This is a genomic window from Streptosporangium sp. NPDC001559 (assembly GCF_042893955.1).
Taxonomy (GTDB): Bacteria; Actinomycetota; Actinomycetes; order Streptosporangiales; family Streptosporangiaceae; genus Streptosporangium.
On record NZ_JBIAVG010000022.1, the window covers coordinates 48,686 to 69,237 of the forward strand.

A 20,552-nucleotide genomic window follows, 5' to 3' on the forward strand; every position below is an offset into this window, starting at 1 on the left:
CCCTGAGTGATCATTTCAAGTCGTGTTCCTGAGCCGTTCAGTCCGGCGCCTCCCCGGACTTCTAGCCTGCGCGAGCACGTTGAATACTCTGATCAGGAGCGTCATGCACGTCCTCCCCCGGCTTCGCGCCGGTGCCGTCATGCTCGCGGCGGCTACCGCCGTCTTCGGCACGATGGTCATCTCGCCTTCACCCGCCGCAGCGGCCAGATCCCCCGAGCAGATCGCTCGCGACTGCCTCAACGTCACCTACCGGCAGGCGGGTGACCTCGTGTACGAGGTGCCCGAGTGCAGGCTCACCTACAAGAGTTCCCAGCAGGTGCTCGGTGAGGCGGAGATCCCCGACGCGATCGGCGACTCCAACAAGCCTCGCCCGGTCGCCCGCTCCTGCGGGGCCGCGGGCGGCAGCGTCGGGGTCGCGGGAATGAAGAGCTCGTCGACCTCCTTCTCCTTCGGGCTCGACATCGGCGGGAAGAAGAAGTTCGGTGACTGGGAGGCGTCCGTCGGGCCGAAGCTCGGCTGGTCATGGAGCTGGAGCACCAGCGACACCTACACCAACACCGCGAACGTGCCCGGCTGGGGCGTCGCGTGGATCACCGTACGCCGGCCGCTCATCAAGGCCGTCGTGGACATCGCCGCCGACTACGACGACGGCAACGGCATGCAGTACGGCAAGAACCTCACCGTGTACGTGCCCGACAAGGGCCGCTCCTACGACTGGGCGCTGAACTCGCGGCCGATGAGCGACTGGGAGATCTCCAAGTACTGCGGCAGCGGCGGGGGCGGCGACAGCGGCTACACCGAGTCGACCTCGTTTGAGTCGTCCTATGGGGACTTCCGCCTGTGGCTGCCGAGCCAGTACCGGCTGTTCAACGCGCACAGCGGCAAGTGCATGGTGGTCAAGGACGACAGCAGGACGGCGGGGGCGAGGATCGTGCAGCGCGACTGCCCGACCGGGACGTCCTCGGCGTTGCGCTGGACCCGGGTCAAGCAGGCCGACGGGTCGTTCCTGCAGAAGAACGACGCCTCCGGCAAGTGCGCGGACGTCACCGGCGATGAGATGGCCGACTGGCTCAGCCTCGACCAGCAGAACTGCACGCCGTCGGCGCCGCAGCAGAACTGGGCGGTGATGCGGGTGACGGTGAAGATCCCGCCGCACTACGACGCGCAGCCTGCGTTCTATCTCTACAACCGCAAGAGCGGTAAGTGCATGGCGCTCGACCACAACAACCTGCTGAGCAACGATGCGCCGCTGCAGCAGTACGACTGCGGCAGTTTGCCCAAGCCGAAGCCTACCGGGGCGTACGATCTGTGGTCGGTGGACACGACCGCCTACAAGAACGTGCTGAGCGGCAAGTGCCTCGACCGCGGTTCGACGATTTCCGGCGGCGGCATGGTCGTGCAGCGCTCGTGCAACGGCAAGTCGTCGCAGAAGTGGACCGCCGCCCCGCGCAACGGCGGATGGTTCAACATCAAGAACGCCAACGGCTACTGCCTGACCGCGCCGTACAACAACGGCACCCCGCCCGGGGAGAACACGCAGCTCATGTGGTGGGGCTGCGAGACCCGCTGGGACTCGGCCAACCAGTACTGGTCGGTCAACCCGATGCCGGGCGGACGCTACACCTTCTCCAACCAGTGGACGAAGCTCTGCCTGGCCCCGCATTCCAGCGATGTGACCAAGGACGGTGGCCGGGTGGCCCTGCGCCGCTGCGTCTCCTGACCCGATGACCGGCTGGTGCGCCTGTCCGCGCGGCCGTGACGCCCGATCGTCGACCCCCTGAAAAGGGGGGTGGAGAGCGCGAGGCGCACCAGCAGGGTCCGGCGGCATGCCGCCGGATGCCGAAAGGGGAGGCGGATCACGCCCTCGGCAGATCCCGGGAGGCGAGACCACCGAGCTGTTGGTGTGGTCGTGACGCTTCGAAGGCGGGTTCTAAGGCGCGTAAAGAGGGGTGAGGTCGACGAATATTCGGTAGTCGGAGATGAGGCCGTTGTCGTGGGTGCGCCAGATCGACACGGCCACGACGCCCGCCTCCTTGCCGTCGAGGCGTTGGTAGGTCACCTCGGTCTCGGCGATGACGTCGGCGTCGACCCGCCAGCTTCTGACGATCCGGTGCCGCAGACCGCCGATGGTGGAGAAGAACGCCCGCAGTCCGGCGACGATGGCCGTACGGCCCACCAGCGGTTCGGCGTTGCCGAACACGAACCTGGCGTCCTCGGTCAGCAGTCGCACGAACTCCTCGGGGTCGAACGAGTCCACCGCCTGGAAAACGCGTCGCACCACGTCGTCGGTCATACCCTCCCTTTCCCACACGGCTGTGATCACTGGTGAGGACGATACGGGGCGAAGAACGGCGCACAACTATCCACAGGGTGGGGATCATGTCGCCGTGGGACTCGCCGGAACGGGTGCTCCGGCTCTGTTGGACTGGGCGTCCCGGTTCTGCCGAAACGGACGTCCCGCTCGCCGGAACGGGTGATCCGGCTCTGCCGGAACAGGGCCGTGCCGGATGTCCCGGCTTGGCCGTACCGGACACGCACGTGGTTTGGTCGTGCCGGACGCGCCGGCCGGAAGTGGGGTCCGGCCGGCGCGGTTCCGGTGGGTCAGATCAGGTGCCGGGTGAGGAACCGCAGGGCGCTGTCCACCTCGAACGACGGCACGTCCCCGTGTGCGCCGGGGTTGACGTGCAGTGTCTTCTGGGGGGAGGCCAGGGCTTCGAACAGGGCCAGACCCTGGTCGCGCGGCACCAGCCGGTCGTCCCACTGCATCAGGAACCGCACCGGTACGGTGACCCGCGCGGCCTCCTCGGCCAGGCCGTACACGCCGAGCAGGCCCAGCACCGCGGCGCGGATCCTGGGCTCCGCGGCGACGAGCGGGATGCCGAGCCCGCAGCCCATCGACATGCCGCAGTAGCCCACCGGGCCGGCGCCGACCCGGTCGAGACGCTGGACCTCGGTGAGGACCGCCCGCCAGTCCGCGACGGACTGACCGGCCAGGTGGCCGTGCATGCCGGCGACCGCGACGCCCGGGTTCCCGCCGGAGGCCATACCCGCCCGCATCTCGGCCACGACGCGGCCGAACTCCTCGTCCTTGGGACGGTCGCCGTGGTTGGGCGCGTCGATCGCGACGACCGCGAACCCCTCGGCGGCGTAGCGACGCGCCTGGGACACGATGTTGGGAGCCGTTTTGTGCTGCCCGCCACCGTGGCCCAGCAGGATCAGCGGCCGCGTGCCGGGGGTGTCACCCGGCGTCCACAGCACGCCGGGGATCTCGTCGAGGGTGAAGAACTGTTCGGTGACGCCGTCCGACGACGTCTGGGAGGTGAAGCGCATCAGCGTTTCGGGCCTTTCGGGATGCCTTGTGCGGGCGCTCCCTAGGCCATGCGAAGGAGGGAGCCCCGACCTGTCACAGTGTTGATCGGACTCACCTCCTCGAATTCGCAATAATGCACGGCGCCGCCGAAGGTATCACAGTGGGCCGCCGCCACTTCAGGCGAGAAGACCGTTATGGGTCGGCCGGAGCGCTTCGGCGGAGACGGTGCGGCCTGCCCGGACGGCGAGCAGGGCCGCGACCAGGGCTGACAGCGCCAGCGCCACGAGGAAGGCGACCGGCACCGTGAAGTCCGTGAAACCGAGGTCGCGTGCCGTCGCGGCCGGCGGCGCCAGAACCTGCCACACGCTCAGCACGCCCAGCCCGGCGCCCAGTACGGTGCCCTGGACGCCGACGAACGACACCTCGACGAGGAGGGCGTTCCTGAGCGTGCCGGGCCTGAACCCGATGGCCCGCAGTATCGCGAGCTGCCCACGTCGTTCGCGGACGCCGCGGATCAGCACGACGGCCAGTCCGGCCATGCCGACCAGCAGTCCCAGGCCGAGGGAACCCCGCAGGGCCTGAATGAACACCCCCGTCTTCGCCGACTCGGCGGCGACGTCCGCGGCGAAGGAGTGGGCGTCGGCCCCGGCGGCCACGTAGTCGGTGTTCAGCGCCTCAACGAGCGCGTCCGCCGTCGTGCCGGGCGCGGCCGCGACGTACTGACGCCGCAGGGGCGGCACCTCGGCCAGGAGCGATCCGGCCTGTTTCTCCGAGATGTACAGCCCGGCCCCGACGAGCCGGTTCCAGTCGCTGAGGCCGACGACCTTCAGCTCGGTCGGATGGTTCGACCGGTCGACGAGCCGCACGCTGTCGCCGACTTCGAGGCCGACGTACTTCGGAACGATGACCGCGGAGGCGTCGGCGGCGACGTGGGCCCAGACCTCGGCGTCTGAGCCGAACTCCTGCGAACGCTCCGCCAGCCTCGGGGGGCGGTTGCCCGCGAGTTCGGGCGTGACGAGGGTGACGGTCCTGCGCAGCGGCCGGGGTGTGCCGGAGTCCCAGGCGTGCCGGTAGCCCTGCGCGGCATCGTACCTGTTCAGGGCGGCTGAGGCGATCATGGCGTAGCCGTCGGTCAGCCTGATCGCCGAGGCGACGTCGCTCCGCGCCCTCAGCTGCTTCGTCGTCACCGGGGACAGACGGCTGCTGAACAGGACGACGTCGTAGCCCCCGCCCGCGCGGGCGACGTCGTTCGGTTCCTCCTGCCTGAGAACCGTGTTGAGGATCGCGGTGAAGGTCAGCGCGAAGGCGATGAGCGCGTACAGGGAGGTGAGCAAGGCGGTCCTGACCGGTCGTGCCAGTACGGTCGCCAGACCGAGACGGGGCGCGAGGAACCTCCGGGTGACCGCCAGGATCGGGGCGACCAGCCATCCGTCGAACACCGCGACGACGACCGACGACAACCCCACGAGGACGACGCCCCGCACGATGAGCAGCTTGAGGTCGACCTCCTCGAAGGTGCCGGTCAGGATGCCGAACGCGGTGCTCGCCCAGACGATGGCCAGCCCGCAGCAGAGGGTCACGGCGACCTTGCGGCCCATCTTGTCGATCAGCAACGGGAGGAAGCCGAGCACGAACACGATCGGCGCGGCGAACGCCGTGAACTGACGGTCCGACGTCAGCAGCCAGCCTGCCGCCGCCACGCAGGACAGCGACAGGCCGAGGACGGTCCAGCGCCTTGAGCCGCCGGAACCGTGTGGCGCGGCGTCCTTGATCGCGGCCACGATGTCGACTCCGATGGTCCTCAGGGTCGCGGCCAGCACGGTGAGCTGCGAGACGGCCAGCCCGATGATCGCCCCCGACAGCAGGGCGGCGGGCTGGACGTCCAGGTGGAGCCGGAGGTTCTCGTCCACCCCGAACGAGCCGTGGCTCACGCGGACGACCAGGGCCGCGACGCCCACCCCGGCTCCGAGCCCCAGGAGGGTGGCGGGCAGGCCGAGGACCAGCCCCTTCAGGGCGAAGATCCTGCGGATGTGTCCCCTCCGCAGGCCGACGGCGCGCAGGGTCCCCAGCTCGGCCCTCCGCTCCGTCACGAACATGACGAAGAGGCTGATGACGAGGAGCACGGCCGCGGCGAAGGGAAAGCCGCCGGCCATGCCGAACCGGTTCTTCGCCTCGTCGCCGATCCGGTTCGCCCGGTTCAGGGCCGGTGACTTCACGGAGACGACAGGGGTTCGGTCGCCGAGCGCCGCGACGATCCAGAGTTCCGCCTCGACGGTCCTGTCCGCCCCGCCGTACGTGTCGCCGACGTTCGAGACGGCGATCATGTCCCGGACGACGCCGGGGCGGTGGGGCAGCGCGTCGCTCAATGTGCCCTTCGTGACGATGATCGGCGCGTATCCGGCGATTCCTCGTTCGCGGAGCACCCTGGCGACGCGCAGTTTGACGCTGGTCGGACCGGCGGTCAGTTCGAGGTCGTCTCCGGGGGTGAGGTCCAGGCTCCGGGCCAGACGCGTGTTGATCGCCACCTCGTCCCGTCCGAGCCCGAAGGGCAGCCGCGTCAGTCCTGAGGCGTCGAGGTCGTCGCCGAACGCGCGGGCCTCGGCGGGCTCCAGTTCCCAGAACCTCGTGCGGGGATGCGTTCTTCCGTGGCCGTCGGTGGCGGTGATCTCTCCTTCGCGCACCGCCATGACCGACTCGATCGGGCTGTGGTCCACCAGGCGCGACGCGTCCAGGGTACGGAGGTCGTCCTTGACGTTCTCGGACATGACGAGCAGGTCCAGCGGTCCCAGGTGGGTCTCCGCCCGGACGCGGTAGGAGGTCCCGAAGGAGTCACCGACGATGAACGATCCGGTGATGAGGGCCGTAGCGAGCATGGAACCGAAGACGACCAGGGCCGCCTCTCTCGGACGCCGCAGGACCTCGCGCAGTCCGATCCTGCGGATGGCCGGGCGGAACACGAGGTCGAAGACGATCGGCGGGACGAGCAGCGCCAGAACGGCGACGGCGGCGTACGTCACGACTGCCTCCAGTCTCCCCAGGTGACCGGGACCGTGGCGACACGGCCGTCGATCAGCTCGATCGTCCGGTTGGCGCACGTGGCGACCGTGTCGTCGTGGGTGACGATGACGATCGTCTGCCCGCCCTCGTTCAGCTCGGCGAACAGTTCGACGACGGCCGCGGCGGTCGAGGAGTCGAGATTCCCGGTCGGCTCGTCGGCCCAGATCACGGCGGGGCCGCCGACCAGGGCGCGGGCGATGGCCACGCGCTGCCGCTGGCCTCCGGAGAGCTGGCCGGGCCGGTGTTTCGCCCGGTCGGTCAGGCCGACCCTCGCCAGCATGGCGTGGGCGCGTTCGCGTGCCTCGGCCGGTCTGACCGACGCCGCCAGGAGGGGGAGTTCGACGTTCTCCACCGCGTTGAGGACCGGGATCAGGTTGAAGCCCTGGAACACGAACCCCATGCGCCTGGCCCGGTGCTCCGTACGCCTCCTGTCGGAGAGCGCGTGGATGTCGAGGCCGTCGACGATCACCGTGCCGGAGTCGACGGTGTCGATTCCGGACAGGCAGTTCATCAGTGTCGACTTCCCGGTGCCCGACGGGCCGACGATGGCCACGAACTCACCGGCCTGGATTTCGAGACTCACGCCCCTGAGCGCGGGCACCGTCATCTCGCCGGACCGATACGTCTTGACGATGCCGTTCGCACGGATCAGCGTCCGGCCGGTCTCGTCAGGCCGCGGGCCGGTGCCGTTCGCCCCGCCCCTGATCGTCGACCACACCTTGGACGCCGCGGGCCACCTTCGCCGATCACGTCTCGGAACCTGCGCGGAGCCCCTGCCGAGGGAGGCGGTATTCCTCGTCGCCGGTGATTTCGTGCGGTTCTCGGTGGCCATTGATTCCTGTTTTCTTTGACTCGTGACTTTTCTGTGAATCCAGACCTCGCCGGTGTACGGCGTGGCGTTGTCGGCGGCCCGAGGGGCCTTGGCGACAACAAGAGCACAAGCACCGGAGGTGAAGGCCTTTTCCATCGATCCGTTGACGGGTTGATGAGTGGAGCGTCCGCCGATGGGAGATGACGCGTGACTGATCGCGTCAGGCTGCTTGGCTTACGGGCGAGTATAAGGACGGCTCCGACGCCCGACAAGTGGAATAATGTATGTCACTTGATGTGGTGAATGGAATGTGAGAGGCATGTTCGATGGCTTGTCCACATTCGCAGGAATGAGAGGAAAGATTCCTGAACGGCGACCGTTCTCCTCGGTCTGTTCTGGAAATCGACACAATCGTTCCGGTCGTGAATGGCTATTGAAAGAGTAAAGAGATCGTCAGCTTTTGGTCTGTGCCCCGTCCGGCTCGTCCGCGGCGACGGATTCGCCGGTGCCGGTCCGGGGTTCGGCCGCCTTGTGGGCGAGGAACTCCGCCTCGGTGACGGTCAGGAAGCCCTCACCGCCGGGGGCCGGGATGAGATGGTCCCTCGGCCCCCTGCGCAGCACGAAGTAGACCAGGGCGGACAGGAACACCACGATCGCGACCCAGAAGTTGAGCCGCTGGCCGAAGAAGACCAGGGCCTCGTCCGTCCTCAGGGTCTCGATCCAGGCCCGGCCCGCGGTGTAGGCCATCACGTAGAGCGCGAACGCGCGGCCCTTGCCGAACCTGTGTCTACGGTCGAGCCAGTAGACGAACCCGGCCACGCCGAGGTCCCACACCATCTCGTAGAGGAACGCGGGGTGGTAGAGGCCCTCCAGCAGGATCGGTCTGCCCTCGGCGTCGACCGCCGCGCTGCCGATCGGCGGGTTTCCCGGGCCGCCGCCGGACATCCTGTGCACCTCAAGACCCCACGGCAGGTCGGTCCTGCCGCCGTAGAGCTCGTTGTTGAACCAGTTGCCCAGCCGGGCGATCACCTGGCCGATCGGGAGGCCGACGGCGATGCAGTCGGCGAGGAGCGTGAAGCTCAACCGCGTTCTCCGGCAGGCGATCCAGGCCCCGAGCGCGCCTCCGGCGACGGCGCCCCAGATGCCGATGCCGCCCTCCCACACCCTGAGGGTGCCCATGACGCCCTCGCCACCGGCGCCCCAGTATTTCTCCGGGGTGGTGACGACGTGGTAGAGGCGGGCGCCGACGATGCCGAAGGGCACCGCCCACACGGCGATGTCGAGGGCGGCGGTCGCGGGCGCGCCACGGCTGCGCATGCGCCTGTTCGTGATGAGGCTCGCGGCGACGACGCCGGCGACCATGCACAGCGTGTAGGCACGGATCGGAATCTCGACGAACCCGAGATTCACGTACCAGACCGCGGTTTCCGGGCTGGGAATGCTCGCGAGTATCACGGCGGAGAACACTACAGGCGCGTCACCGGGGCGTACAGCGACCGATGGCCGGCATACGGGGGCGACCAATCTGTCCATAGGATCGGTTTATGGTCGGGCGGAAAACGGAAAGCCCTCCGGAAAGTCATGCCCCTCCCGGTAGGGCCGATATTTCGTGCATGGCGGATTCGGCGGGGAAGGCTCTATGCTGACCGGGATGAATACCTACTCCCGTGGATTGGGGGTCTCGTTCCGGCAAGGTGAGTGCTGATGCGCCCCTTGACCGCGACCGAGGATTCCCGGCTCTCCCTCTGGCTGCACGTGCGCGAGTTCGCCGTGCCGCCCTCCATGATCGAGACCGCGACCGCCCGCCGTACCGTCGGGGACTGGGCGGGGGCGTGCGCGGCGGCGCACGTCGACATCGACCTGAACCTGCGCTCCACGGCCCGCACCCACGGCCGGGAGCTCATGGCCCGAGTCCGGGACGACCTTCGTCACCTGGCTCCTGACCTGCTGCGCTGGCACATGCCGCGGATCGTCCCCGACGGTCTGCTACGGCCGGGCCTGACCGTCTCCCTGGCCAGGTACCACCCGGCGTCGTACGGCGGCGGCACCACGGTGCACCTCGTGGCCCGGACCCCACCCGCCTGGGCGGGCGCCGGGCAGCGGATCAGCCTGGCGCTGTGGGACGGGTCCGGGGCCGGGCGGCATCCGCACCCCCGGCCGCACCGGCGTTTCCGCCTCGACCTGCACCGCCACCTGTGGGACGTCCGCAGGGCCGGTGAACTGCGGGTCCGCGCCGGGGCCGACGACCCTCCCTCTCAGGACCCGGGGGTGCCGCTGGAGCCCGACTGCGCCGTTGACCGGTGGGCGGACGAGGCGTGGACCCTGCTCCAGGAGGAGAAAGGGGACGCGGTCGCCGTACGGCTCGGGGGGCGGCGTCGGCTGACGCTGGACCTGACGGCGTTCCCCGAGATGCGGATCACGACGGCTCCCGCGCGGGGCGGCCGGTCGGCGCTGCCCGTGCTGCCGGACGCGGCGACGTGGGTGCCGCCGGACCTGATGTTGCTCCGCGCCGGGCTGATCGAGGCCGACCGGCTGCACCCGCTCGTCGCGTCGGCGCTCGCACCGGACCGCTCTCCGGCCGGCCCGCCGCCGACCGGTGGCCGGGAGGCGTGGCGGCTGGTCGAGTGCCGTGGCGCCCGGCACCGGATCGGGCTCGTCGACGGGGTGCTCGTGCCGCTCGACCACGACCCCGCCGAGATCCACCGCGAGAGGTTGCTGTCCGCGCTGACCGGTACCCCGCTGCCCTGCCTGCGGGTGATCGAGGAGGCGCACCGCGCCCCGGAGGGCCTCCTCGGCATCCGCGCGCGGCTGGAGCACGGCGACGTCTCCGGTGCCCTGGCCGCGGTCGAGGACCTCCTCGGCCCCGGCGCCGCACTGCCCGAGGGCGCCCTGCGGGACGAGCTGGAGGCGGCGGCACGGCGACGGGTCGCGCACGGGCTGTTCCGGACCGGGCTGACCGGGCCAGGCGAGGAATCGGCCATCTGGCCCGGTCAGGTGCCCCAGACAGGCTCCAAGGTCAACCGTGCGCGTTCGCGCCGCGCGACGTCCCGCTGAACATCCCACTGAATGTCACTGGGCGTCACCGGACGTCCCGCTGAACCTTCCCAGACCCAAAGGTGATCCGATGCTCGAATTCTCATCCCGTACCGCTCACGCCTCCGATCTGGAGGTCGCCGCCGACCTGATCGCCCTGCTCGGCGACACGACCACGGAGCCGCGTGCCGACCCGCAACTTGAGGCGCTGACCCTGGCCGTGGCGGCCGACCTGCCGGTGCTGCTGTGGGGGGAGCCGGGGATCGGCAAGACCGCGGCCCTCCAGCAGCTCGCCGACGCCCTCGACCTGCCGCTGACCACGGTCATCGCCAGCGTGCACGAACCGTCCGACTTCTCCGGCCTGCCGGTGGTCGGCGACGACCCCGCGAACCAGGGTGTCCCGATGGCCCCGCCGGACTGGGCCGTACGGCTGGCCGCGGCGGGCAGGGGGCTGCTCTTCCTGGACGAGCTGTCCACGGCTCCGCCCGCGGTGCAGGCCGCCCTGCTCCGTCTCGTGCTCGAACGCCGGGTCGGCGCCCTGCGGCTTCCACCGGGGGTGCGGATCGTGGCGGCGGCCAACCCGCGTTCCTCGGCGGCCGACGGCTGGGAGCTGAGCGCGCCCCTGGCCAACCGGTTCGTCCACCTGCGGTGGGCTCATGACCACGACGTGGTGGTGCGCGGCCTCGGCGGGACCTGGCCGAGGGCGACGCTGCCCCGTCTCGACCCGGAGCTGTTGCCGCAGGCCGTGGCGTTCGCCAGGCGCGCGGTGTGCGGACTCCTCGCCGCCCGTCCCACCCTCGTGCACCGGCTGCCGAGCGAGGAGACCCGCAGGGGCGGGCCGTGGCCCTCGCCCCGCAGCTGGGAGATGGCGCTGCGGCTCACGGCCTTCGCCACTGCGGCGAACACCTCAAGGGAGGTGCTGTCCACGCTGGTCAGGGGCACGGTCGGGGACGGTCCCGGGCTGGAACTGCTGGCCTGGACGGACAGGATGGACCTGCCCGACCCGGAGACGCTGCTGGCCGACCCGGCGGCGGCCGTCCTGCCGGAACGGGGTGACCTGCGCCAGGCCGTACTCGACGGGGTGGTCGAGGCGGTCAGGAGGCGGCCTGAACGGGCCAGGTGGGAGGCGGCGTGGGCCCTGCTGGTCCGGGCGCTGGAGACCGGGGCCCCTGACCTGGTGGTCGTGCCCGCGTCCACGCTCGCCGCGTTGCGCCACGCCGACTGGGAGGTCCCGGCGTCGATCGAGAGGCTCGCCGGAGTGGTGTCCCTGAGCGGGCGGACGGACAGGGCGGCGGCACGGATCACCGCCGTCGCGGGGCGGGGCCGATGACGTCCGGCACGACGGGGACGCTGGACCTGGAGAAGCTCTTCGCCGCCCGGCTGCTCGCCGTCCGGGCCAGGCCCTACCTGGCGACGGCGCTGTTCGCGCTGCACCCGGTCGAGTCACGGCGGGTGCCGACGATGGCCGTCGACAGGTACTGGCGCTGCTACGTCTCGCCGCCGTTCGTCGCCGCGACCTCCGTAGAGGAGCTGGCGGGTGTGTGGGTGCACGAGGTCTCCCACCTGCTGCGCGACCACCACGGACGCAGCGACCGGGTCGCCGTGGAACGGGGCCTGACCGGGCCGGGGGAGCGGCTGCGGATGAACATCGCCGCGGACTGCGAGATCAACGACGACGTGTACGGGGACGGGCTGGTCAGGCCCGAGGACGCCGTCGATCCGAAGGCCCTCGGGCTGCCCGAGGGAAAGCTCATGGAGGACTACCTGCGCCGGTTCACGCTGGGGCCGTACACGCAGGGGCTGGTCTGGCTGGACTGCGGCAGCGGGGCCGACGGGCTGGAACGGGAGTGGGAGCTCGGGCCGGACGGCGCGTACGGGCTCAGCCCGCAGGAGCGGGACGCGGTGCGTTTCCGGGTGGCGGAGGGCATCGTCGGTCGTCCCGGCGACGCCCCGCAGGGGTGGCGTAGATGGGCCGAGGAGGCGTTCCACCCGCCGCAGCCGTGGCGCGAACTGCTCGGCGCCGCGGTCCGCTCCGCGCTCTCCGGCCCCGGCGCGGGCGAGGACTACGTGTACGGCAGGCCGTCGCGGCGCTCGACGAGCCTGCCCGGCGTCGTGCTGCCGAGCCTGCGGCGCAGACCGCCCAGGGTGTCCGTGGTCGTCGACACCTCGGGGTCGGTCAGCGACGCCGAACTGGGCGGCGCGCTCGTCGAGATCGCCGCGATCGTCAGGGCCGTGGGCGGTCGGCGTGACCTGGTCGGCGTGCTGTCGTGCGACGCGGCGGTCCAGGCCGTGCACGGGCTGTGCCGCGCGGAGGGGATCCCGCTGGTCGGCGGTGGCGGGACGGATCTGCGTACCGGCTTCGCCGGGGCGCTGCGGACGAGGCCGGCGCCGGACGTCGTGGTGATCCTGACCGACGGGCAGACCCGCTGGCCCGACGTACGGCCACCGTGCCGGACGGTGATCGGGCTGTTCTCCAGGAGGGGGCGGCTTCGCTCGTGGGAGGAGGACGACTCCTTCTACGTGCCGGATCGGCCGCCCGAGTGGGCGCGGGTGGTGACCATCGGCTGATCCGGCCGCCTCCGGCGCCGCCCGAGGCGGGCCGAGCCCCGGCGGCGGCAGGGCGGGCGACAAGTCATGAAAAATCAGGTAACGGTACTACCTCGTGCTCGTCAGCCTGAAGATCACTGGTTAATCTTGATCTTCGCATTCACCAAACATGAGGATATTTCAGGACTTCGGCGGTGGAGCGGCTAAGAGCCGGATTCTCCATGATTCAGCATGTTCCGTCCGCTGACGGTTTCTCTCTTCCTCAGGCCGTCCCGCTCAGGGCGGCCCGCTCCCCTCGGAGGATCAGTGAGACCACGGTCTCTACTGGCGGGCATCGTCGTGCTCGCCATCACCGCGACGGCCGGACTGACCGTCGGGTCACCGGCTCAGGCGGTCACCGACGATCCCACCGTGGCCAAAAGCCTCACGGCAGAGGTACGGAAGGGCGAGAAGGTCCGCGCGATCATCGAGATCAACGGCGGTCAGAGCCTCGCGGGCGTCGCGAGGACCGTCGAGGCGGCCTCGGACGAGACCAAGGTCATCAGCAAGGCCGGTTCCGACGGGTTCATCGTCGCCACCGTGGACAAGGCGACCCTCGACGAACTCAGGACCGACGACCGGGTGAAGGCCGTCTACAAGGACGAGCTGAGCAGGCCGGCTCTCGACGCCAGCACCAAGCTCATCGGTTCTGACCGGGCCAACGAGGCGGGCTGGACCGGCAAGGGGTCCACCGTCGCGGTCATCGACACCGGTATCGACCGGAGCCACCCGTTCTTCGCCGGACGGATCGTGGGTGAGGGCTGCTTCTCCACCCTCGACTTCGACCCGGAGTACCAAGCCGTCTCGCTGTGCCCCAGCGGCATGACCACCCAGACCGGCGCGGGCGCGGCCGACGCCATGACCGCGCAGTGCGTCGTGGGCGGCGTGAGCATGTGCTACCACGGCACCCACGTCGCGGGCATCGCGGCCGGGAAGAAGGTCTCGGGCGCGCCGTCCAACGGCGTCGCGCCGGAGGCGGGCCTTCTGCCGATCCAGGTGTTCACCCGGTTCAACGGCCCCGTATGCGTGGAGGTCGGCACCACCGCGCCCTGCATCCTCTCCTTCACCTCCGACCAGAAGCGCGCGCTGCGGTACGTCGACGAGGTGCACGCCGGGCTGAAGGTCGTGGCCGTCAACATGAGCCTCGGCGGCGGCCCGAGGTACTCGGTCCCCTGCGGCGGAGCCCCCCTCGAACCGGAGATCCTCATGCTCAAGGACTTCGGCGTGAGCACCGTCATCTCCTCGGGCAACAACGGGAGCGACAACGGCGTCGTCAGCCCCGGATGCATTCCCGCGGCGGTCACCGTCGGCGCGACCGACGACCACGACGCCCCCGCCCCGCTCGGCAACCGCGGCCCCCTGCTCGACCTCTTCGCGCCCGGCGTCGCCATCAGGTCGTCCCTGCCCGGCAACACCTACGGCGAGATGGGCGGCACCTCCATGGCCGCGCCGCACGTCGCCGGGGCCCTGGCGCTGCTCAGGCAGGCCTATCCGAAGCTCTCCGGCGAACAGCTCGTCGAGAAACTGCGGACCACCGGCAAGGCCGTCACCTACCCCAGCGGTGAGACCGCGGTGACCACCAGGCGGATCGACCTCGTCGCCGCGCTCCCGCCGCTGCCGACCCCCTCGCCCACGCCGACCGGCTCCCCGGCCGCGACGCCGACGAAGAGCCCGTCCGCCGCGCCGAGCAACACGCCCACGCCGACGCGGGGTACGGCGACCGGCCCCACCGACCCGGGCACGGCCACCGATCCGCTGCCGGTCCCGGACACGTGCAGGCGGGGCAGGGGCACCAAGCCGCTCAGCGCCAAGCGGTGGGCGGCCGAGACGCTCAGGGGGAAGGGGACGCTGAGCGACAAGACCCTCGTCTGTTATCTGACCCTCGCGCAGAACGCCAGCAAGGTCTTCCCCGAGATGACCGACGCGGGCTCCCTCGGCAAGGCCCACACGGTCCTCGCTCCCAAGGGCAGGAGCGCGAAGGCGCTGCTCGACCGTGAACTGCTGGCCGCCTGGCTCAACTACGCCCACGGCGTCCACAACGGCTCGACCAAGGTCCACGGCGGCACCACGCTGAAGAAGGCCCTCGGCGCCGCCGAACGGCACCGTACAGGCAAGGGAACGTCCGCCCAGCTCAGGAAGGCGGCCGACTACCTGTACAGGTACGTCAACAGGTAGCGGGCAGAGGCCCTCCGGAGTCGTCCGGGGGCCTCTTCTCCCGTACGGCGGGCTACTCGGCGGCGCTCAGGAGCACGGGGAGTTCCTGGTGGCCGTTGCTGATGAGGCTGGGGACCGGACGCAACGTGTCGGCGGGCGCCGCGAGCGACATGGCGGGGAAACGGGCGAAGAGCTGACGCAGGGCTTCGGCGACCTCAAGGCGCGCGAGGGGGGCGCCGAGGCAGAAGTGCACGCCGTAGCCGAACGTCAGGTGGTCCTTCGTGGCCCGGGTGACGTCGAAGGTGTCGGCGTCCCGCCCGTGCCAGTCAGGGTGACGGTTGGCGGCGCCGTACGCGGCGAGGATGGGATCCCCCGCGGCGATGACCTGGCCGCCGGGCAGTTCGATGTCGGTCACGGCGAACCGCAGCGGCAGGTATTTGATGGCGGGTTCGGCGCGGAGGGTCTCCTCGACGACGTCCTCCCAGGAGGCCCGGCCCTCGCGGACGAGGCGAAGCTGGTCGGGGGAGGTCAGCATCGCGAAGACGGCCTGGTCGATGACGTTGACGGTCGTCTCGTACCCGGCGCTGATCATCAGGATCATCGTGTCGCGCAGTTCGTCGTCGGTGAGGCCGGTGCCGTCCGACTCCTCGTCGCGCGCCGCGATGAGGAGAGAGGTCATGTCGTCGCCGGGGTTGTCGCGTTTTTCGGCGATCAGCCGTTCGATGGTCTCGAAGAGCAGCGCGGTGTTGGCCTGGGCCTGCTCGGGGGTGAGGGTGCTGTCGAAGATGTTGTCGACGAGCTGCCGGAAGTCGTTCCGCCGTTCCTCGGGGACGCCCATCAGGTGACCGATCACGGCGATGGGCAACGGGTAGGCCAGCCGCTCGCGCAGGTCGACCACCTGCCCCGGGGGAACCGCTGCCAGGTCGTCGACCAGCCCGGTGACCATGGCCTGGACGGTCGGCTTCAGTTCGGCGATGCGGCGCGCGCTGAAGGCGGGGGCGATCATGCGGCGTAACCTGCGGTGGTCGGCGCCGTAGGCGGTGAACATGTTCCGCACCCCGATCCACAGGGCGAGCGGCCACGTCTCCATCGTCCGCTGGAAGGCCGGGTAGTGAACACGGCCGTCCTTGGAGACGTCGGGGCTGGTGAGCAGGGTCCGGAGAAGGGCGGGGTCGGTGACCGCCCAGACGCGCAGGCCGAGGACGTCGACCGGGGTGGCCGGGCCTCGGTCCCGCAGGGCCCGGTACTCGGTGTACCGGTCGGTACCGGCGGGGTCGATGACGAACGGGAGGGGGTGGGACACGTGTCTTCTCCTAACGGTCGCGACGGCGAAGCACACTGAAGATCGATTCTCTGCGCACAGTTGACAGGGCAGCCCGGCCATCTGTGACAGAGGACCGCTCAGTACATCCCCCGACCGGCGGGAAAGGCCACCGTTCCCCTCGCCGTGGACTGTTTCGCGGATCTTCGCCGTGGCGAGGGCCCGCAGAACAGGTCCTCAGGCCTGGGGGCCGGGGGGATCGACGATGAGCGTGTAGTCGACGCCCGTGCGGAAGTCGCCGGAGGAGCCGCGGATGGTCAGGGCGTGGCGGCCGGACTTCAGCGGTCGCAGCCGTACCCAGATGCCGCACGCGGGGGAGAGCCTTTTTCCTTCCCGGCCGGTCAGCGGGTTGCCCGCGACGCCGGTTATGGCGACGTTGGCCTCCGTCAGCCGTTCGGACGTGACCGGCGCGCCGTCGAGGACGGCCTCACCCTTGGCGGCGGCCATGAACCTCCGGCACGCTGCCCTGGTGGCGGTCCGGTTCACCAGGGGGAAAACGATCGGCCGCCCCTCGGGAACCTCGCATGTCCGCCGGGCCGTACCGCCGAAGGTGCCGGCGAGGAACCACACGTCCTCCGGCTGGTTCCGGTGGCAGAACCTTCCGCTCGGGTCCGTGACCGGGTTCGTGTTCTCGGGCTCCGAGGACGCCCAGGTCCACCAGCGTCCCTGGATCGACGTCTCCGCTCCGGTTCCGCGAAGCCCGCAACCGGCGACGAGCCCAAGGAGCAGCAGAAGGAACGGAACGGATCTGAGGGGCATCCCGGAATCATAGGACTCCGGATCTCGGGTCGGCGGTGTCGTCCGTGACGTTCGGCGAGGGCCGTCCCCGACGTTGGTTTCTCCGGGGAGAGTGCGGTGCCCGCTGAGTGACGTTCGGCGAGGGCCGTCCCCGATGTGGGCGCTCGCCGAAGGTCAGAACGTGTTCGCGATCTCGCCGATCAGGAAGGAGCCGAGTTCGACGAGGCGGTCCTTGGGCATGCGGGAGGTCGGTCCGGACAGGGCGATCGAACCGATGCACCTGCCGTTGTTGTTCAGGGGGGCCGCGACGCAGGACGCGCCGACGAGGGTCTCGTCGATGTCGAGGGCGTAGCCGAGGAGCCGGGACTCCTCGACCCGTTGGCGCAGGTCGAGCGGGCCCTTGGCGGCGCGTTCCGTGCCGCCCGAGTAGCTCAGGGTGCCGAGGACCTCGTCGAGGGCGACGTCGTCGAACGTCGACAGGTAGGCCCTGCCGACCGCCGAGCAGTGGATGGGCCGTACGGTGCCGAGCCGTTCGCGCAGGGTGAGCACCTCGGACGAGGGCTGGTACTGCACGTAGACCATGTTTCCGCTGGCCGGGGCGGCGAAGAGGGAGGCCTCGCCGGTCCCGCCGGTCAACCGCTTGAGCAGCGGGCCGACCTTCTCTATCAGCTGTTCGTGCGCGGGATGGTTGACGATCAGCCCGTAGAACCGCTCCGGGCGGATGGTGAACTCCTTGGTGGCGTCGTCGCGGGCGACGTAGCCGGCGTCCACGAGATCGCCAAGTATGCGCAGCGCACTGCTGCGGTTCACGTTGACCAACCGCCCTACCTCGGCCGCCGTCGCAGACTTGGTGGCCAGTTGCTCAAGAACCATGAGACCGCGCCTGATGTGCGACATGCTCCCGAGGTCGCTGTTGTCCCGTGATGGATTGTCTGGCATAGAGAAATTCTCTCCTTACCAAGATCCTGGACTGACCGTCTTCTCGGAATCTTCTCAGTGTGGGCAGGGGTGCGCCGCGCACTGAGGTGTGTTGCGCTGCCGACAACATAGCACGCTCAAGTTGGGCTAAGGAAGCGCCCGATTCCGTAGCTGGACCGATCCAAGTTGCCGGATCTGTGCAGTTTCATCCCTGGTGGACCCCTTGACATGCCCTGCGGGGCTGCCTAAGTTCGTCAGCCATACGCGTTGCATTGATTGCAACTTTACCAAGGAGTTGAGGATGTCCGAGGTGTCGGAGGGCGTCCAGGTCGTCGACCAGGTCGCGACGGGCGGTGAGGTTGAGCTGGACGGCCTGTCGAAGAAGTACGGGACCGTCGAGGCGGTGCGCGGTGTCTCGCTGAACATCCGACGCGGTGAGTTCCTGGCGATCCTGGGTCCCTCCGGTGCGGGAAAGACGACGCTGCTCAACATGCTCACCGGCTTCGAGAAGCCCACGAGCGGTGCGATCCGCATCAACGGCCGGGACGTCGCGCGGCTGGCGCCGCACAAACGCGAGATCGGCGTCGTGTTCCAGCACTACGCCCTGTTCAAGCACATGACCGTCGCCCAGAACGTGGGCTTCCCGCTGCGGATGCGGCGGATGCCGCTCCGGGAACAGCGCGGCCACATCCAGCACGCCCTTGAGCTGGTCAAACTTGAGGACTACGCGACCCGCTTCCCCGACCAGCTCTCCGGCGGTCAGCAGCAACGGGTCGCGCTCGCCCGCGCGATCGTGTTCCGGCCCGCGCTGCTCCTCATGGACGAACCGCTCGGCGCGCTCGACAAGCGGCTGCGCGAGCACATGCGCGTCGAGATCAAACGCCTCCAGCGCAACCTCGGCGCGACCGTCATCTACGTGACCCACGACCAGGGCGAGGCGCTCACCATGGCCGACCGCGTCGCGGTGATGAACGACGGCGCCGTCGAACAACTCGGCACGCCGACCGACCTGTACGAGAGACCCGCGAGCGCCTTCGTGGCCGACTTCGTCGGGGAGACCAACTTCTTCAGAGGCCGTTCCGTCCTCGACGCCGACGGCCAGGTCCGTGTCGTCCTCGACGGCGACTCATCGGAACACCACCGTGAGGTGGTCAACGCGGCCTCGCTCAGGCCCGACCGGGGCGTCGAGGTCGGGGTGCGCCCGGAACAGGTCTCGCTGCTGCCCGCCGACGGCGCCGACGGCACGGGCACGCAGGCCGTGCCGGGTGTGGTGAGCGAGGTGCTGTACGAGGGCGCGACGGCGCTGCACGTCGTCGAGACCGCGATCGGGAACCTCAACGCGCGCCTGTCGTTCAGGAACCTCACCGAGACCAGATGGGCCGTCGGCGACCGGGTCGCCGTCCACTGGGACCCCTACGCCGCACGCGGCTACCACGCGGAGGGCCGGCGGTAAGCCGTCGGCCAGGACGCGTCAGAGATGTGCAAGACAGAAAGGTTCGGCTGATGAAGTTCTCCCGGAAGACCGTGCTGGGGGCGGCGGTGACGGCCGGAGCCCTGCTCACGACCGCCGCCTGTGGAAGCGGCGACGACACCGGCGGTGCCCCCTCCGCCGGTACGGTCGTCGTCCCCGACCCCGGTGGCGACCTGGGCAAGGCGATGAAGAAGGCCTTCTTCGACCCGTTCGAGAAGAAGACGGGGATCGACGTCGTGCTCAGCCCCGGCGAGTTCGACGCCGCCGTGGTGCTCACGGGCGTCAAGGCCGGTGCCCCCGCCTTCGACCTGGTGAACATCAACGGCGCCGTGCTCCAGCGGTTCCGCGACGGCGCCGCGCTCGAACCGGTCGACTACACGCAGTGGAAGGCCGGGGACCGCGACAAGATCTCCCCGGTGAAGGCCGCCGACGACGCGGTGCCCGCCTACTACATCTCCGTCGTCCCGGCCTGGAGCACCGCCAAGCTCGGCGACCAGGCGCTGACCTCGTGGGCGGACTTCTGGGACGTCGCGAAGTTCCCCGGGAAGCGGACCCTCGCACCGGGCGCCTGGGGCGCGGGCGGCGCGACGTTCGAGATCGCGGCGCTGGCCGACGGCGTGGCGCCGAAGGACCTCTACCCCATCGACTACGACCGGGTGTTCGCGAGCCTGGACAAGCTCAAGCCGAACCTCGTCAAGTACTGGGAGACCGGCGCCGAACCCATCCAGCTGCTCACCGGCGGCCAGGTCACGGTCGCCAGCGCGTGGAACGGCCGTGTCGCGGGCGCCAAGGAGAAGGGCGTGCCGGTCGCGAGCACGTGGAACCAGTCGATCCTGCAGTACGACAACTGGGCGATCCTCAAGGGCGCCAAGAACGCCAAGAACGCGCAGAAGCTCCTGGCCTTCATGATGGAGCCGCAGGCCCAGGCGGACTTCGCGAACGCGATCACCTACTCGCCGGCGAACTCGGCGGCCTTCGACCTGCTCTCCGAGGACCGCGCCGCCCTGTTGCCGACGTCGCCGAAGAACGTCGCCTCCGCCGTGACCCAGGACTACGACTGGTGGACCGCCACCGCCCCCGGGTCGACCAAGTCCAATGAGGAAGTCGCCATCGAGCGCTGGCAGGCGTGGGTCTCCAAGTAGCCCACCGCCCG

General features: G+C 69.9%; 15 protein-coding genes. 7 read left to right on the plus strand and 8 right to left on the minus strand.

Annotated features, from left to right (window positions below):
* Positions 1–103: 103 nt before the first annotated feature.
* Positions 104–1,720: an RICIN domain-containing protein gene (locus tag ACFYY8_RS36640; RefSeq protein WP_390049165.1), complete on the plus strand. Its 1,617-nt coding sequence runs from the start codon at positions 104–106 to the stop codon at positions 1,718–1,720.
* Positions 1,721–1,930: 210 nt separating this feature from the next.
* Here ACFYY8_RS36640 and ACFYY8_RS36645 read toward each other — a convergent pair whose 3' ends face one another.
* From ACFYY8_RS36645 to lgt, 5 genes are all read right to left on the minus strand, one after another.
* Positions 1,931–2,293, minus strand: a complete 363-nt coding sequence (locus ACFYY8_RS36645) for a nuclear transport factor 2 family protein (RefSeq protein WP_390049167.1) — start codon at positions 2,291–2,293, stop codon at positions 1,931–1,933.
* 308 nt (positions 2,294–2,601) lie between these two features.
* Entirely contained in the window at positions 2,602–3,330 is a 729-nt protein-coding gene (locus tag ACFYY8_RS36650) for a dienelactone hydrolase family protein (RefSeq protein ID WP_390049169.1), read from the minus strand.
* Positions 3,331–3,486: 156 nt separating this feature from the next.
* Positions 3,487–6,327: an FtsX-like permease family protein gene (locus ACFYY8_RS36655; RefSeq protein WP_390049171.1), complete on the minus strand. Its 2,841-nt coding sequence runs from the start codon at positions 6,325–6,327 to the stop codon at positions 3,487–3,489.
* Positions 6,324–7,085 carry an ABC transporter ATP-binding protein gene (locus tag ACFYY8_RS36660; protein WP_390049173.1) on the minus strand — a complete coding sequence of 254 codons (762 nt, stop codon included), beginning with the start codon at positions 7,083–7,085 and terminating at the stop codon, positions 6,324–6,326. The genes ACFYY8_RS36655 and ACFYY8_RS36660 overlap by 4 nt, the downstream gene beginning before the upstream one ends.
* 546 nt (positions 7,086–7,631) lie before the next feature.
* The gene (gene lgt / locus ACFYY8_RS36665; protein ID WP_390049175.1) at positions 7,632–8,633 is read right to left on the minus strand and encodes a prolipoprotein diacylglyceryl transferase; all 1,002 of its coding nucleotides are present in this window, start codon (positions 8,631–8,633) and stop codon (positions 7,632–7,634) included.
* A gap of 249 nt (positions 8,634–8,882) precedes the next feature.
* Between lgt and ACFYY8_RS36670 the strand changes: the two genes are divergently transcribed.
* From ACFYY8_RS36670 to ACFYY8_RS36685, 4 genes are all read left to right on the plus strand, one after another.
* Positions 8,883–10,232 (plus strand): hypothetical protein, encoded by a 1,350-nt coding sequence (locus ACFYY8_RS36670; RefSeq protein WP_390049177.1) that lies wholly within the window; start codon positions 8,883–8,885, stop codon positions 10,230–10,232.
* A 70-nt stretch (positions 10,233–10,302) separates the two neighbouring features.
* Complete coding sequence (locus tag ACFYY8_RS36675; RefSeq protein ID WP_390049179.1) at positions 10,303–11,541, plus strand: AAA family ATPase; 1,239 nt, start codon at positions 10,303–10,305, stop codon at positions 11,539–11,541.
* Positions 11,538–12,779 (plus strand): VWA-like domain-containing protein, encoded by a 1,242-nt coding sequence (locus tag ACFYY8_RS36680; protein WP_390049181.1) that lies wholly within the window; start codon positions 11,538–11,540, stop codon positions 12,777–12,779. Before ACFYY8_RS36675 ends, ACFYY8_RS36680 begins: the two co-directional genes overlap by 4 nt.
* Positions 12,780–13,064: 285 nt before the next feature.
* On the plus strand, positions 13,065–14,972 hold the full coding sequence (locus ACFYY8_RS36685) for a S8 family serine peptidase (RefSeq protein WP_390049183.1): 1,908 nt from the start codon (positions 13,065–13,067) through the stop codon (positions 14,970–14,972).
* 52 nt (positions 14,973–15,024) lie between these two features.
* On the opposite strand, the gene ACFYY8_RS36690 is transcribed toward ACFYY8_RS36685, so the two are convergent.
* The 3 genes from ACFYY8_RS36690 to ACFYY8_RS36700 all read right to left on the minus strand — a co-directional run bounded on the left by ACFYY8_RS36690 (position 15,025) and on the right by ACFYY8_RS36700 (position 17,949).
* Positions 15,025–16,254 (minus strand): cytochrome P450, encoded by a 1,230-nt coding sequence (locus ACFYY8_RS36690; protein ID WP_390049185.1) that lies wholly within the window; start codon positions 16,252–16,254, stop codon positions 15,025–15,027.
* Between the two features lie 195 nt (positions 16,255–16,449).
* Positions 16,450–17,031: a signal protein gene (locus ACFYY8_RS36695; RefSeq protein WP_390049187.1), complete on the minus strand. Its 582-nt coding sequence runs from the start codon at positions 17,029–17,031 to the stop codon at positions 16,450–16,452.
* A 153-nt stretch (positions 17,032–17,184) separates the two neighbouring features.
* Entirely contained in the window at positions 17,185–17,949 is a 765-nt protein-coding gene (locus tag ACFYY8_RS36700) for an IclR family transcriptional regulator (protein WP_390049189.1), read from the minus strand.
* A 280-nt stretch (positions 17,950–18,229) separates the two neighbouring features.
* On the opposite strand from ACFYY8_RS36700, the gene ACFYY8_RS36705 reads away from it, so the two are divergent.
* On the plus strand, positions 18,230–19,381 hold the full coding sequence (locus ACFYY8_RS36705) for an ABC transporter ATP-binding protein (protein WP_390049191.1): 1,152 nt from the start codon (positions 18,230–18,232) through the stop codon (positions 19,379–19,381).
* Between the two features lie 50 nt (positions 19,382–19,431).
* On the plus strand, positions 19,432–20,541 hold the full coding sequence (locus ACFYY8_RS36710; RefSeq protein ID WP_390049193.1) for an extracellular solute-binding protein: 1,110 nt from the start codon (positions 19,432–19,434) through the stop codon (positions 20,539–20,541).
* Positions 20,542–20,552 lie beyond the last annotated feature (11 nt).

Excerpts from the sequence above, each read along its gene's own strand:
- ACFYY8_RS36670 (WP_390049177.1), top strand. The coding sequence starts at position 8,883 with ATGCGCCCCTTGACCGCGACCGAGGATTCCCGGCTCTCCCTCTGGCTG.
- ACFYY8_RS36700 (WP_390049189.1), bottom strand. The coding sequence starts at position 17,949 with ATGCCAGACAATCCATCACGGGACAACAGCGACCTCGGGAGCATGTCG.
- ACFYY8_RS36705 (WP_390049191.1), top strand. The coding sequence starts at position 18,230 with ATGTCCGAGGTGTCGGAGGGCGTCCAGGTCGTCGACCAGGTCGCGACG.
- ACFYY8_RS36680 (WP_390049181.1), top strand. The coding sequence starts at position 11,538 with ATGACGTCCGGCACGACGGGGACGCTGGACCTGGAGAAGCTCTTCGCC.
- ACFYY8_RS36650 (WP_390049169.1), bottom strand. The coding sequence starts at position 3,330 with ATGCGCTTCACCTCCCAGACGTCGTCGGACGGCGTCACCGAACAGTTC.
- ACFYY8_RS36710 (WP_390049193.1), top strand. The coding sequence starts at position 19,432 with ATGAAGTTCTCCCGGAAGACCGTGCTGGGGGCGGCGGTGACGGCCGGA.
- ACFYY8_RS36645 (WP_390049167.1), bottom strand. The coding sequence starts at position 2,293 with ATGACCGACGACGTGGTGCGACGCGTTTTCCAGGCGGTGGACTCGTTC.
- ACFYY8_RS36675 (WP_390049179.1), top strand. The coding sequence starts at position 10,303 with ATGCTCGAATTCTCATCCCGTACCGCTCACGCCTCCGATCTGGAGGTC.
- ACFYY8_RS36640 (WP_390049165.1), top strand. The coding sequence starts at position 104 with ATGCACGTCCTCCCCCGGCTTCGCGCCGGTGCCGTCATGCTCGCGGCG.
- ACFYY8_RS36695 (WP_390049187.1), bottom strand. The coding sequence starts at position 17,031 with ATGCCCCTCAGATCCGTTCCGTTCCTTCTGCTGCTCCTTGGGCTCGTC.